The sequence below is a fragment of the Paenibacillus spiritus genome (assembly GCF_008710135.1).
Classification (GTDB): Bacteria; Bacillota; Bacilli; order Paenibacillales; family Paenibacillaceae; genus Paenibacillus_AQ; species Paenibacillus_AQ glufosinatiresistens.
This window is the reverse complement of record NZ_VYKK01000002.1, coordinates 65,795-79,833: the sequence shown is the minus strand read 5'-3', so window position 1 is coordinate 79,833 and position 14,039 is coordinate 65,795. Positions and strand designations below refer to the sequence as shown.

At 59.2% G+C, this 14,039-nt stretch carries 10 protein-coding genes; 9 read left to right on the top strand and 1 reads right to left on the bottom strand.

From position 1 onward, the window contains the following. Nucleotides 1-839 precede the first annotated feature (839 nt). From F4V43_RS01145 to F4V43_RS01110, 8 genes are all read left to right on the top strand, one after another. Complete coding sequence (locus F4V43_RS01145) at nt 840-1,583, top strand: polyphosphate polymerase domain-containing protein (RefSeq protein WP_150456399.1); 744 nt, start codon at nt 840-842, stop codon at nt 1,581-1,583. After that, complete coding sequence (locus tag F4V43_RS01140; RefSeq protein ID WP_150456398.1) at nt 1,576-2,259, top strand: DUF4956 domain-containing protein; 684 nt, start codon at nt 1,576-1,578, stop codon at nt 2,257-2,259. The genes F4V43_RS01145 and F4V43_RS01140 overlap by 8 nt, the downstream gene beginning before the upstream one ends. Before the next feature lie 27 nt (nt 2,260-2,286). Beyond that, complete coding sequence (locus tag F4V43_RS01135) at nt 2,287-4,383, top strand: carbohydrate-binding domain-containing protein (protein WP_150456397.1); 2,097 nt, start codon at nt 2,287-2,289, stop codon at nt 4,381-4,383. Between the two features lie 406 nt (nt 4,384-4,789). Continuing rightward, nucleotides 4,790-5,860 (top strand): zinc-dependent alcohol dehydrogenase, encoded by a 1,071-nt coding sequence (locus F4V43_RS01130; RefSeq protein ID WP_223879734.1) that lies wholly within the window; start codon nt 4,790-4,792, stop codon nt 5,858-5,860. 31 nt (nt 5,861-5,891) lie between these two features. Beyond that, nucleotides 5,892-7,907 (top strand): alpha-amylase, encoded by a 2,016-nt coding sequence (locus F4V43_RS01125; RefSeq protein WP_150456396.1) that lies wholly within the window; start codon nt 5,892-5,894, stop codon nt 7,905-7,907. Next, entirely contained in the window at nt 7,858-9,024 is a 1,167-nt protein-coding gene (locus F4V43_RS01120) for an extracellular solute-binding protein (protein ID WP_150456395.1), read from the top strand. Before F4V43_RS01125 ends, F4V43_RS01120 begins: the two co-directional genes overlap by 50 nt. Nucleotides 9,025-9,099: 75 nt before the next feature. Next, nucleotides 9,100-9,759: a RibD family protein gene (locus F4V43_RS01115; protein ID WP_150456394.1), complete on the top strand. Its 660-nt coding sequence runs from the start codon at nt 9,100-9,102 to the stop codon at nt 9,757-9,759. A 19-nt stretch (nt 9,760-9,778) separates the two neighbouring features. Next, nucleotides 9,779-11,137, top strand: a complete 1,359-nt coding sequence (locus F4V43_RS01110; RefSeq protein WP_150456393.1) for an MATE family efflux transporter — start codon at nt 9,779-9,781, stop codon at nt 11,135-11,137. Nucleotides 11,138-11,288: 151 nt separating this feature from the next. Here the strand turns inward: F4V43_RS01110 and F4V43_RS01105 are convergent, their stop codons facing one another. Further along, nucleotides 11,289-12,293, bottom strand: coding sequence for a lipoate--protein ligase (locus tag F4V43_RS01105; RefSeq protein ID WP_150456392.1), 1,005 nt, complete (start codon nt 12,291-12,293; stop codon nt 11,289-11,291). A gap of 243 nt (nt 12,294-12,536) precedes the next feature. Between F4V43_RS01105 and F4V43_RS01100 the strand changes: the two genes are divergently transcribed. Continuing rightward, the gene (locus tag F4V43_RS01100) at nt 12,537-14,003 is read left to right on the top strand and encodes a PLP-dependent aminotransferase family protein (RefSeq protein WP_150456391.1); all 1,467 of its coding nucleotides are present in this window, start codon (nt 12,537-12,539) and stop codon (nt 14,001-14,003) included. Nucleotides 14,004-14,039: the final 36 nt, after the last annotated feature.

The following is a 14,039-nucleotide window of genomic DNA, read 5'->3' as shown; positions in this document are numbered from 1 at the left end:
TATAAGCGGCTATTTCAATCCACGCACCCCATACAGGGTGCGACGGTCCGGATGGGCCCGCACTGGGCCCTGTCGGAATTTCAATCCACGCACCCCATACAGGGTGCGACGGTTACTCGGCCGGACTCCGCCGCCAATTTGTAACAATTTCAATCCACGCACCCCATACAGGGTGCGACGATTGCCTGTATGACGTCCCGTTGGTAGGCGGGATTTCAATCCACGCACCCCATACAGGGTGCGACAGCGATAACTACCCTAAATCATCTCGGCGGGAGATGCCTTAGCGCACTTTCTCCTCTTCAGCATATCAAAAAAGCAACTGTTATGGATTGACATTTTCGAGAACGAGAGTAAATCGACGGGATTCGCCAAAATCCGAGGTGCGAAGGACCCGGGGATTTCATGGGAGCTTGGGGTTCGCACCAAGCGGTTTCTTTTCAGCGGCTGGCCAAGTTAACTTGGCCGGCCATTTTTTGTAGCGGCAGCGTTCGTTCCAAGAGCTGTCGCTGCTATGCCCCTCAGGAGGGCCGAAGGCACGGAGAGAAGGGCTTGGAACTGGAGGAGCGGCAGCGTTCGCCTTTGTTTTTGAATTTCACCCGCAGCCCATTCCAATCCCGGAAATTCAAAAACAACAGCGACCGGAAGTCCAAGCACTCGCGGAGTGCCCTCAGGCCCTCGTTCCAAGCCCGAATACCCAACTGTCAACGCCGTGTTAACAAAAAATTAACGCTATGTAAATTCATTTAAGCTTCGTTAAAGGTTCGCCCGCTAACATACAGACATGGGCAAGAGACAAGGCAATCTCCCGAACCCGAAACAGAAAGGAACTGAACCCCATGGCGATTGAAGTCTTCAACCGATACGAGAACAAGTACGTGTTCGACCACGCGGCTTATCAGAAGCTCTACGGCGACCTGCTGGAGTACATGGAGCCGGATGCGTACAACAAGCAGCATGAGTTCTACTCGATCACGAATCTCTACTACGATACCGAGCATGACACCCTGATTCGCAACAGCCTAGCCAAGCCGAAGTACAAGGAGAAGCTCAGACTCCGCGCCTACGGCGTGCCGGACGGGGACAGCAAGGTCTACCTGGAGATTAAGAAAAAAGTGTTCGGCCTGGTCAACAAGCGCCGCACCTCCCTGAAGCTGAACGAAGCCTACGACTTCGTCCGCACCGGCATCGAGCCGGAGTACCGGGATGGCATGAACAAGCAGGTAATCGAAGAGCTGAAATACTTCCTCTCCCGCTATGAACTCCTGCCCAAAGTGTACCTGTCTTATGAACGCAAGGCGATGTTCTGCAAAGACAACCGGGATCTGCGGATTACCTTCGACACCAACATTCGCAGCCGGCGGTACGATCTGAAGCTGGAGAGCGGCCCCTACGGCGAGCTGCTGCTGCCGGAAGGCCAGTGGCTGATGGAAGTGAAGGCCGAGAAGACGATTCCGGTCTGGCTCGCCAACCTGCTCTCGGAGCACCGGCTGTACCGCACGAGCTTCTCCAAATACGGCAATGAATACAAAAAAATGCTGAAAGACAGCGCATCTGAAAGGGAGATTATGTTGTATGCTTGATTCCATTTTTAATACCACCGTAACGTCCGCCGAACTGACCTTCACCGACGCTCTGCTGACCCTGGCCGTTGCCTTGATCCTCGGAGCGGCCATCAGCCTGACCTATATGAGAACGACGCCGGGCAGCTTCACCCAGAGCTTCACGCTGACCATGGTGCTGCTGCCGGCCATTGTAGCCATTATCATTCTGCTCATCGGCAGCAACGTCGCCCGGGCGTTCAGTCTCGCCGGCGCCTTCTCGATCATCCGGTTCCGAAGCGCGCCCGGCGATCCGAAAGACATTGCTTTTGTCCTGTTCACCATGGCTTCGGGTCTGGCCTGCGGCGTCGGAGCGTTCGGATACGCGGTCCTGTTTACCGTCATCCTATGCGCCGTGATGTTCCTGCTGAGCTACACCCGGTTTGGAGTCCGCAAGTCGGTGCAGAAGACGCTAAAGGTAACGATACCCGAGAACCTGGGGTATGAGGAAGCTTTTGCCGAGGTGTTCGCCCGATTCCAGGTGGAGTATGAGCTCAAGAAGATCCGCACGACCGAGCTGGGCAGCCTGTACGAATTGGTCTACAGCGTCACATTGAATGAGAATACGAGCCAAAAAGAGTTCCTGGACGCCATCCGCACCCGGAACGGCAACCTGGATCTCTCGCTCACCATGGCTCCGACCATGACGGAATACTGAGAACAAGCATAGAGGGGATGAGAAGATATGAATAAATTTATTATAGGAAGCAAAGCGGGACTGGTGCTGCTGCTGGCTGCGGCCCTGACGGCCTGCGGTTCGGGCAGCAACAATGCCGCCGGTTCGGGCTCCCAAGCGATCTCCACGGCGGCGGCACTGGCCTCCGCTTCGAGCGGGGCGGCCAAGACGGCATCCGGCACAGCCTCCAAGATCACGGTCAGCGATGTCGTCAGCTTCAGCGAAGAGGATACCGATGCCGCCTGGAGCGCAGACACAGCGACAACGATTGCGCTGAGCGGCAGCGGAGCGACCGTCAGCGGCTCCGGAGCCGAAGTCTCCGGAAGTACCGTAACCATCAACGCGGCAGGCACCTATATCATCAGCGGCAGTCTGGACAGCGGACAGATCGCGGTCAGCGCAGCCGATAAGGACAAGGTGCATCTAATCCTGAACGGCGCTTCCATTACGAACAAGAACAGCGCCCCGATCTATATTCAGCAAGCGGACAAGGTTACCCTGACGCTGGCGGATGGCACGGAGAACACCTTGACCGACGGCGCCTCCTACATTCTGGCGGACGGTTCGGACGAACCGAGCGCAGCGCTGTTCAGCAAGGCGGATCTGACGATCAACGGTACAGGCGAACTGACGGTCAAGGCCAGCTACAACGACGGCATTGCGGGCAAGGACGATGTCAAAATCGTATCCGGCACGATCTCCGTGACGGCAAAGGATGACGGTATTGTCGGCAAGGACCTGGTGGCCGTCAAGGACGGAAGCATCACGATTCAGGCCGGAGGCGACGGCATCAAATCGACCAATGACCAAGACGCGGACAAAGGACAGGTTGCCCTTGCTTCGGGCACCTTCGAGATTACGGCCGAGAAGGACGCGATCCAGAGCGAGACGCAGCTTGTCATCGACGGCGGGACGTATAAGCTGACAGCCGGTGGAGGCAGCGCGAACGCGCCGGCAAGGGCGCAGGAGGAAGGCTTCGGCGGCAAAGGCGGATTCCCGGGAGGCATGCCGAACGGCGAACTCCCGCAGGACGGTTCGATGCCGGCGCCTGCGGAGGGAGGCATGGGTCCCGGGCAAGACGGAGAGGCCATGTCCGGCGCTTCGGAGAAGGAATCCGCTGCGGGGGCGGACAAGACCACCGGCCAGGCGTCAACCGGCGAATCGGAAGAGACCGAGACGGCCAGCACGAAAGCTTTGAAATCCGGGGGCGATCTGAATATCAACGGCGGCACCTTCACCCTCGACTCCGCAGACGATGCCGTTCACAGCAACGGCAATGCGACGATCCGGGAAGGCAAGCTGGACATCGCTGCCGGCGACGACGGCATCCATGCCGACAATCTGGCAACGCTTGCGGGAGGAACCATCCGGGTCAGCAAGAGCTATGAAGCTATAGAAGGAGCCACCATTGACATTACCGGTGGAGATCTGGAGGTGAATGCTTCGGACGACGGCGTGAATGCCGGATCGCAGCTTAACATCAGCGGAGGGACACTGAAGGTCAACGCAGAAGGCGACGGTATGGATTCCAACGGTTCGGTGGCCATGAGCGGCGGTACCGTCATCGTGAACGGACCGACCGGCGACGGCAACGGAGCGCTGGATTATGACCAGACCTTCAATATGACAGGCGGCTTCCTCGTGGCGGCGGGCAGCGCAGGCATGATGCAGTCTGCATCGGACAGCTCCAGCCAGTATTCAGTCGCCATGAGCTTCACCGAATCCCAGCAAGCCGGCCAGCTGGTTCATCTGGAGGATGCCGACGGCAATTCGGTCCTCACCTTCGCTCCGGCCAAGGCTTACCGCGCCGTAGTCATCAGTTCGCCGGAACTGAAGAAGGGCAGCTACACCCTGTATACCGGCGGAAGCGCGACAGGGACGGCGGTTGACGGCCTGTACCAGGACGGCACGTACAGCGGCGGAACCAAGGTGGTGGCGTTCGAAGTGACCGGCAGCGCTACCTGGGTCAATGAATCGGGAATTACAACGCCGAACCAGGGCTTTGGCGGAGGCGGAATGGGCCACGGCGGACGGCCGGGCAACCGTCAGGGCGGAATGACGCCTTCGGGGACTCAAGCGGCAGACAGCAGCAAACAGACACAGTAAGCAAATAAACCTTGTGAATGAAGACCTTCTAACCAAGACCAACCGGTCCGGGAATCCCCGGACCGGTTTTTTTTCGGAATCCGGCAGGTCTTTAGTCGCATTGTAAATTTTCATGAATTTTCATTCTCTTTAATTCGCGGATAAGCATCCTTGAGAACGAGTCGAAATGAACATCATGCGAAACGTTTGCTCTGTGTAAAAAGAGAGGATGTAGGACTTTACAACGACAGAGAAGAGTGAAAATTATATTTTAATCCCTTATGGTGACATGAAAAGTAAAAAAATATAAATCAATCATCATATTCGACAAAGTTCCCCTTACATTTTGGGGAACAGGTGGTAGTATTTTGAATTGTAATTAAGACAAACGTTTGCACAAATCCTTTGGGGAGAGGAAGATGTCGAGATGGAAGCAGCGACTAGCCGGCCGGAGACAGGTCGGCGGATGAGCGCGCTCGTCTGGAATGGCGACCGTCTGGAAGAGCAGAGGATGCCGGAGCCCGAGATCAAGAACCCGCACGAAGTGAAGGTCAGCATCAAGCTGTCGGGGATCTGCGGCACCGATCTGGCGGTGGTCGCCGGCAAGGAGCCGGGGGAAGCCGGCATTATTCGGGGACATGAAGCGGTAGGAATCGTAAGCGAGGTAGGCGAGGCGGTCCGGTCGCTTGCGCCCGGGGACCGGGTAGTCGTCGATCCCAACCAGAGCTGCGGACTTTGCCGGTTCTGCCGGTCAGGCAAAGTTCATCTGTGCATCGGCGAAGATAAAGCCGGCATGCCGATTGCCGGGCTGAACCGTCACGGAACGTTTGCCCCTTCGTTCGTTACGGAGGAGCGTTTCCTCCACCGTCTGAAGCCGGAGGTCAGCTGGGAAGCGGCCGTTCTGACAGAGCCGCTTGCCTGCGTGCTGCATCATTTCCGCGAAGCGGGCATCGGCGAGGGCGAGTCGGTGCTGATTCTCGGTTCGGGTCCGATGGGGCTTCTCTGCCAGTTCGCCGCCCGCCGCCTGGGCTGCTTCACGGTATCCACCGAGCTGCGCCAAGGGCGCCTCGCCGCAGCCCGGAGATATTCGGACTGCGCGCTGACACCGGAGGAGCTGACGGCAGAGCGGGTGCGGGAGCTGCTGGGCGACCGGGGCTTCGATACGGTAATCGACACGGTGGGGACGCAAATGGCGGCGGCGGAACGCTGGGTGGACCGGGGCGGCACAATCGTGCCGATGGCGATCAACGGCGCCTACCGCTACCCGCTGTCGCCTACGATGTATGCGCAGCAGGCCATCCGGCTGATCGGTGCAGGCGAATACCTGAACACGTTCGGAGAAGCGCTGCGCCTTGTCGAAGAGGCGCCGGAGCTTGCGGGGCTGGTCAACCGCCGCTGCGCGCTCGGCGAGGCTCCGGCCGCGATAGCCGAACTGCTGGACGGAACGGCTTCTCCGGACGGAACGGAAGCGATCAAGACGGTATTTGCCTTCTCGTAAGACACGGAACCCATTTAAAGGAGGTTGCCGCATGGCTGGACAACACGCACGCGTCATGCGCATGCTGGAGTATTTCGCGAGCCGCCCCGCCGGGCAGGAAGAGCCGCTCTGGCTGCCGGAGTTATGGAATGAATGCGGATATGAAGACGTTCTGGAACGGAAGGAGGGAGAGATTCGGGTTGATCCGGCGGATTTCTTGCAGAAACATCTCCGTTATCTGCTGGAGCTGTCCCTGCAGCACGGTCCCGCCAGGGAGACCGATCTGGACAAGAGCATGATCTACTGCGCCCTGCCCCGCTATTCCGCCGCCTGGGATTATGACCACAGCGGGGGCATTCAATCCGGGACTTTTCTTCGCTTCATGATTCTGCTTCCTCTGCTGAAACGGATGGATGTGAATATCCTGTACCTGCTGCCGGTAACCCGGCCAAGCGATCTGAACCGCAAAGGGGATCTTGGTTCTCCCTATGCCGTCTACTCGCTCTATGAGCTGGACCCGAAGCTGCATGATCCGCTGCTCGACGAGATGAACGGCCTCACGCTGGATGAAGAGCTGGCTACGCTTGTAGAGGCCTGCCACCTGCTGGGGATGAAAGTGGTGTTCGACTTTATTCCGCGTGTCAGCGCCCGGGACAACAGCTTTCTTGCCGAGCACCCGGAATGGTTCTACTGGATCGATACCCGGGCGCTGGAAGGCTTTCGCCCGCCGGAGATTGAGGGTCTGGACTTCTTCACGGAGTGCACGCCGGACAAGCTGGAGACTGTCTATGCAAGCCCGGAGACCCGGCGGTTCCTGACCTTCTTCCGCAGACCGCCCCATGAGCTGAATCCGGATCTCTGGAACGAACTGAAAGAAAGGTCCCGCCTGACGGGTGAGCCGCTGCTGCGGCTGGCGGAAGCGGAGATGGGCGTTACAACGGCTCCCGCCCACTCGGACTGGATCAACGATGTGCAGCCGATCTGGACGGATGTCGCTTTTTTCCGGCTCTTTGAAGACCCTTCTCCCCTGGTGCTGCCGTATCTGAGCGAGGACCAGGCCCCGTATGCGCTGTTCGATACGATCAAATGCAATCTGTATCCCGGCAGCAAGCCGAACGAATCGCTGTGGGAAATGCTGACCGAAGCGGCCGCTTTTCAGATGCGGACCTACGGAATCGACGGATTCCGGATCGATATCGGGCATACGCTTCCGGTTCCGCTGCTTCAGGATATCTTCCGCACGATCCGCGGGCATGCCCCGGATGCGATTCTGATCAGCGAGGATCTGTTCAACCGCAACCACCGGGAAGCCGCGCGGACAGGCTATAACGTCATGCTGGGCAGCGGATGGAATGTCATGAGCGACATCCGGATTGAACGGCTGCGCGATTATGTGCAGGAGCTTCCCGAGCTTCAGCTTCATGTGTTCGCCTGTTCCGAGACGGCGGATACGCCGCGGATCACAAGCCGGGGCGGCAAGCCGCTCTCCCGGTTGATGACGGTATTCAATTATTTTCTGCCGAACGGGATTCCGTACCTGACGACAGGGATGGAAGTGTTCGAGGAGCAGCCCCTCAACTGCGGACTGGCGGATAACACGGACGGGGCGGATATTCCGCGCGCCTTCTTCAATACCATGAAGATCAACTGGCTGAGCCCGGCAACGCTGCTCCCCCTTCTGGAAGAGCTGGGACAGATCAAACGGCGCTACGTAAGCCTGCTGCAGCCCGCCAACTTCTACATGCCGGATGCGCAGGACCAGATTCTGATCTATTCCTATTACGCGGGAGACGAGCTGTTCTGCGCCTGCTTTAATCTGAATCCCGAGGAAGAGAGCATTCTGCGAACGCGCCGGATCGGCCCGGGACTCTCCCGGACCGAGCTGCTGCTGGAGAGCGATGCCGGCGAGCTGCGGACGGACGGGGACGGCGAAGAAATTTATGTGATGAGACCGTATCAGGCGGCGCTGCTGATGATCCGGCTGGTGCCCAAGATTAGAGAAGAGGGAGAGGAATCCATTGAACAGTTCCAAGAATACCGGCACGAAGCCGATCGTTGTCTGGCATGAATTTGACGGCAAAGGGGATACCTCGATCGAGGTGCTGGAGAGCATTTGCCGGGATTACTCGGCCGAGCGGGGGCTGTCTGTTGTTCCCGAGGTCATGAATATAACGGAGCTGGGCATCCGTCTGCGGGCGATCAGCGACGGCGGCCCGTCGCCGATGGCGGCGCTCGTTCCCGCCGATCTGGCCGGATACGGCGGCAGAGCCCAATATTCGCAGGTACCGGACTCCTTCTGGGAGCGGGCCGGAATTACCGATGACGAGGTGATCGCCTCGATGCGGCCTCACGGCTGCCAGTACGGGGTGCCGATTCTGCGCGGGAACCACCTGGTCCTCTATTTCAACCGGGAGATCTACCCGGAGGCGCCCGGTTCGTGGGAAGAGCTCACAGCCGCGGCAGAGGGACTTCGGTCCCGGGGAGTGGTTCCGCTGGGAGCAGACCTCAAGGACCCCTACTGCTTCATTCCGTTCCTGACGGCTTGCGGCGGCTGGCCGCTGAAGAACGGAGAGCCGGATTTGGCTTCCCCGGAAATGGCGAAGGCGCTGGAGCTGGTCCGCAGCGGCCTGGAGCAGGGGGTGGTGGAGAGTCTGCACGGTCCGACGGCGCTTCTGGACCGCTTCATCGCCGGGGAAGTCGGAGCGATCATCTGCGGCGAATGGATCTTCAACTATCTTCACCAGCACATGGAGAATCGGCTGGATGTTGCCTCGCTGCCTTCCATCGGCGGAAACCGGGCGCTCTCGATGACCTCCTCCATCGGGCTGGTCTTCCCGGGAGAGGCGCTGGCCTCGGAGCAGGGGGAGGAACTGCTGGAGCTGGCCGCTTATATGCTGCGCGAGGAGAAGCAGCGGGAATGGGCAACGCGCGTACAGCGCATTCCGGTCCATCCCGGCGTGCGGGCTGCCATGGAAGCCGAGGCGCCGCCGGTTCGCGCCCGGCTGATCCGGCAGATGGCGAATACGCGCAGCATGCCGGTGGAGCCGGTGATGGAGGCCGTCTGGGAGGCCATGAGAGAAGGGCTGCTGGGAATCGAAGAGCAGGAAGGGGGGGTGACGGCCCGGTTCATGCAGGAGCAAGCGGAAGGAAGACGGATTTTGGCGGCGGGGAATAAGACACGCTGATGCCGGAGCGGTTCGGCGGCGAATAGACAAGGAAGAGATCAGGGGAGACCAGGGAACCAGAAGGGGAGAGGGATAATGAGAACGACAATATTCAGCCAGGTATCCATCGACGGCAAGATGACTCTGGGCGCGGGGCAATCCAGCAAGCCGCTGTTCAGCATGTTTGAACCGGAGGATGTGGAGTTCATTCACCGTTTTCGCGGGCAGGTTGACGGCATTATGGTCGGCAAAAATACGATTGTAACGGACAATCCGATGCTGACGAACCGTTACGAAGACAACCGCAATCCGCTGCGGATTATCCCGACCACCAGCCTGAACCTGTCGATGGACAGCCACGTGCTGTCCGACGGCGGACGGACGCTTATTGTCACCACCGAGCAGGGGCGGGATGAGGAGAAGATCGCGCAGCTGAAGGAACGGAATAAGGAAGTCATCGTCTGCGGGCAGGAGAAGGTCGATTTTGTAGAGCTGTTCCGGCGGCTGGAGTCGGAGTATGGGGTGCACAGTCTGATGATTGAGGGCGGCGGATTCCTGAACTGGAATGTGTTCGATCTGGATCTTGTCGATGAGATCATTCTGATGCAGCTTCCCGTCATTATCGGGGGAGGAACCAACATTACGCTCGTGGACGGCAAGGGATACAGCGACCTGGACTCGGCCAAGCGGTTCAGCGTAGCCGAGGTGCTCCCCAAGAAGAATTACACATTGCTGCACTATCGCAAAGCAGTCTAGCCGGGGGGAATGGAAATCAATGAAAGAGGCAAGGACGGATTTTTACCGGGATATCTATAAAATCGCCATACCGGTGACGCTGCAAAGTCTGATCATGGCGATTCTGACGCTGACCGACCAATTGATGGTCGGCCAGCTCGGAGATGTGGCGATCGCTTCGGTCGGCATCTCGAACAAAATTTATGCCGTGGTATCCGTGTCGCTGGCGGGTCTGGCAACCGGGGTCTCGATTTATGCCGCCCAGTTCTGGGGCAAAGGGGACAAGAAGAGCATCTCGGGACTGCTTGGGCTCGGACTGATGATCGGCCTGGGACTGTCTCTGCTGTTCACGGTACCGATTCACCTGTTCCCGGAAGCGGGCTTCCGCCTGTTCACTACAGACGAAGCGCTCGTGACGGAAGGGGCAGTGTTCCTGGGCATCGTCTCGCTCAGTTACATACCGGCGATGCTGACTATGATCTATTCGTCCATTCTGCGGGCTACCGGGTATGTGAAGCTGCCTTTGTTCGCCAGCACCGGCGCGGTCATCGTGAACGTCGTTCTGAATTACGGCCTGATCTTCGGCCACTTCGGCTTCCCGGAGCTGGGACTGAAGGGTTCGGCCGTCGCCACACTGATTGCCCGGCTGCTGGAATGCGGGTTCATCATCGGGGCTTCCTTCTGGCTGCGTCTGCCGGGAACGACCGATGTCCGGGGCTGGTTCACCGCTTCGGGCCCGTTCATCCGCCGTTTTCTCGGCACGACCTATCCGATCGTGCTCAACGAGCTGATCTGGGTACTCGGCGAAACGGTCTATGCCGTCATTTACAGCCGGATGGGGACGGCGGAGATTACCGCCATGACCATTACGTATCCGCTGCAGGGCTTGAGCATCGGTCTCCTGTCCGGTCTGTCGAGCGCGGCCGGCATTATCATCGGCAACAAGCTCGGAGCCGATGAGCCGGATACGGCGCTGGATTATTCCAAGCGGTTCATCCGGCTCGGCATATCCGTCTCCCTTGCGACGGGCGTGCTGATCGCAGTGCTGTCGCCGCTCTATGTCTCGCTCTTCAAAGTATCGGACGAGGCGCATACGCTCGGCATCCGTCTGGTCTGGGTGTTCGCCTTCTTCCTGTGGGTGAAGGTGTCGAATATGATCCTTGCCGGCGGCACTCTGAACAGCGGCGGAGACAGCCGCTTCGTGTTCGCGATGGAGTCCGCCGCCACCTGGCTGATTGGCGTTCCGTCCGGACTGTTGATGTCGCTGGTCTGGAAGCAGCCGATCTTCTGGGTCTATATGGTCCTGTCGGTGGAAGAGCTGGTCCGCTTCTTTATCGGGCTGGCGCGCATCTACTCGCGCAAATGGATGAAGAATCTGGTCGCCGACGTCTCGGCCTGACGGGAATATGCCCGTTAAGCGGAGACTGTGAAGGAATACGTGAATTCAGGCGCCGGCCGCCTCTAACACAAACAGCCCGCTCCCGTCGATGGCGACATCGACCGGGGCGGGCTGTCTGTGCTGCTTGTGCGATGGCGGAAGAAGGCGGTTCTTATTCCTCCAGGAAAATCAAACCGATAAAGTCCTCCGGCTCCACCCGGCCGAAGTAATGCTTCAGGTCGAGCGCGGACAACGCTTCGCGCACTTCCGCCTCTTCATAGCGCTTGCCGCGCAGCGCGTTCTCGACGTCCTCCACATCGCCGACGCCGAAGAAGTCGCCGTAGATTTTGATCTCCTCGATCCGGGCGTCCTTGATCTCCATTCGGATATCGACAATGCCGCCGGCGAACTTGCGGGCATGCTTCACATTGCTCTTCGGCGATTGTCCGTAGTTCCAGTCCCAGTTCCGGTAGCGTTCCTGCGAAATCTCGTTGATCTTCGCCCAGTCGGCGTCGCCGAGCTTGTACTGCGGCACTTCCTCCGGCTCCATGCCGAAGATGGAGCGCAGCAGTCCCGAGCGGAACTCTTCAATCGTCATTTCGGGATTGCCGAGCAGGTCCTTGATGTTGGCGACCCGGCTCCGTACCGACTTCGTGCTCTTGGATTTGAACTTCTCCGGGTTCGCGTTGAGCGAAGCCTGGACATCGTCCAGGTTGAGGTCGAACATGAGGGTGCCGTGGCTGAACATCCGGCCCCGCGTCGAGAACTGGGCATTGCCGGAGATCTTCTGTTCGCCGACCTGGAGATCGTTGCGGCCGCTCAGCTCGGCGTTGACGCCCATGCTGCGCAGGTAATCAATGACCGGCTGGGTGAACTTCAGGAAGTTGTGGAACGACTCGCCGTCGTCCTTGGTAATGAAGCTGAAATTGAGGTTCCCCAGATCGTGATAGACCGCTCCGCCCCCGGAGAGACGGCGAACGACCTTGATGTTGTGCTCCTTGACATATTCCTGGTTGATCTCTTCAATCGTATTCTGGTGCTTGCCGATGATGATGGACGGAGCGTTGATGTAGAAGAGCAGATAGCTGTCGTCCATGGGAAGATGCTTCAGGGCGTATTCCTCGATGGCGAGGTTGATGGACGCGTCCGTAATGCCCGCGTTGTCGATGAACAGCATGGATATTCCTCCATTATGTAACGAATTGATGTACGGTTATAATTGTAACCGAAAAGGCAATTCGGCACAAAAGCCCGGATGCGCCAAGGCCGGGAAGATGCCGTTGTCCCGCAGCCGGGCGAAATGCCCGGCTGACGCAAGGGTACGGCACCGGACCGCGCCCGCCGGAAATCGGGCCGGCCGCGGTTCTGTCGCCAACGCCGCATTCATGGCAAGATAAGGATCAGAAACAGGAGGCATTTCATGTTCAACGATTTCGAGCTGTCGGCAGACCGTCCGGTCTATCAGCAGATCAAGGATTATATCAGAGGGCTTATTCTCCGGGGAGCGCTGCGCGGAGGGGAGCGGCTCCCGGCCACCCGGGAGCTGGCCGGACTGCTCGGGGTCAGCCGGGGCTCGGTCATCGCTGCCTTCGAGGCGCTGGAGGACGACGGCTTCGCCTATACGGTCAAGGGCCAAGGCACCTATGTGGCGCTTGATCTCGCAGACCGGGCAAATGACCGCGGCGAAGCGGCCTGGACGACCGACTGGAGCGGACGGCTGAGCCGGTACGCAGTCAGCGCCCGCGAGCTCGATCTCATGAAGCGAGGCATCCGGGCGGGCAAAGAGGTCATTTCGTTCACCAGCATCGCCCCCGACGAGCGGCTGTTCGGGATGAATGAAGTGAAGCGCGCTTTTCTCGACCGGATGGCGCTTGAAGGCGAAGTGCTGCTGAATTACGGCTATGCCAAAGGGTACCGGCCGCTGATCCGGTATTTGCTCGGCTATATGGCCCGCAAGGGCGTGGATACCGCCAATCAGGATCTGCTGATTACAAGCGGGTTCACGGAAGGGTTCGACATCGTGCTGTCGGCGATTGACCGCAAGGAAGGCGCCATTTTGTGCGAGAATCCTACGCATCATACGGCGATCAAGAACATGAAGCTGCACGGCTTCGACATCGAGGGCATTACGATGGAGGACGACGGGTTATCGCTGGAAGCGCTGGAGGAGACGCTGGCGCGCCGAAGATTCGACTGCGCTTATCTTGTGCCGTCTTACCATAATCCCACGGGAATCGTCATGTCTTCGCACAAGCGGAACGAGGCGATGCGGCTGCTGGGACGGCACGGAGTGCCGGTCATCGAGGACGGCTTCAACGAGGAGCTGCGCTACTCCGGCGCGCATGTGGCGCCGCTGGCGGCGGTGGCGGGAAGCGGCAACGGCGTGGTGTACATCGGCAGCTTCTCCAAAATCCTTTTCCCCGGCATCCGGGTCGGCTGGGTGCTTGGAGACCGCGCGCTGATCGACACGCTGGAGAGCGTCAAGCGCGCCCGCAGCATTCATACCTCGACGCTGGACCAGTCGCTGCTCTATCAGTATCTGGCCACAGGCAATCTGGATAAATATCTGCGCAAGGCAAGAGCCGAATACCGGCGCAAATACGAGTGGACCTTGGACTGCTGCCGGGAGTTCATTCCGTACAGCCGGCTTACCGGCGACGGGGGGCTGCATCTGTTCCTGACTTTTCCGGATGGCTTCGGGACGCGGAAGCTGCTGGAGGCGACGCTGGCCCGGGGCGTGATCTTCACGCCGGGCGACCAGTTCTTCACGGACGGCGGGGGCGGCAACACGCTCCGGCTCGGCTTCTCCCGGGTGGACGATGAGCGGATCAGGGAAGGCATACGGATTATCGGAGAGGAAGCGGCCCGCCTGCTTGGCGGGACTTAGAGCAGCGGAACGGACGCTCCGCAGGGAGACGGACGC

Bases quoted from the DNA above. Each gene is read 5' to 3' on its own strand.
- F4V43_RS01145 (WP_150456399.1), top strand. From the start codon at position 840: ATGGCGATTGAAGTCTTCAACCGATACGAGAACAAGTACGTGTTCGAC.
- F4V43_RS01140 (WP_150456398.1), top strand. From the start codon at position 1,576: ATGCTTGATTCCATTTTTAATACCACCGTAACGTCCGCCGAACTGACC.
- F4V43_RS01135 (WP_150456397.1), top strand. From the start codon at position 2,287: ATGAATAAATTTATTATAGGAAGCAAAGCGGGACTGGTGCTGCTGCTG.
- F4V43_RS01130 (WP_223879734.1), top strand. From the start codon at position 4,790: ATGGAAGCAGCGACTAGCCGGCCGGAGACAGGTCGGCGGATGAGCGCG.
- F4V43_RS01125 (WP_150456396.1), top strand. From the start codon at position 5,892: ATGGCTGGACAACACGCACGCGTCATGCGCATGCTGGAGTATTTCGCG.
- F4V43_RS01115 (WP_150456394.1), top strand. From the start codon at position 9,100: ATGAGAACGACAATATTCAGCCAGGTATCCATCGACGGCAAGATGACT.
- F4V43_RS01110 (WP_150456393.1), top strand. From the start codon at position 9,779: ATGAAAGAGGCAAGGACGGATTTTTACCGGGATATCTATAAAATCGCC.
- F4V43_RS01105 (WP_150456392.1), bottom strand. From the start codon at position 12,293: ATGCTGTTCATCGACAACGCGGGCATTACGGACGCGTCCATCAACCTC.
- F4V43_RS01100 (WP_150456391.1), top strand. From the start codon at position 12,537: ATGTTCAACGATTTCGAGCTGTCGGCAGACCGTCCGGTCTATCAGCAG.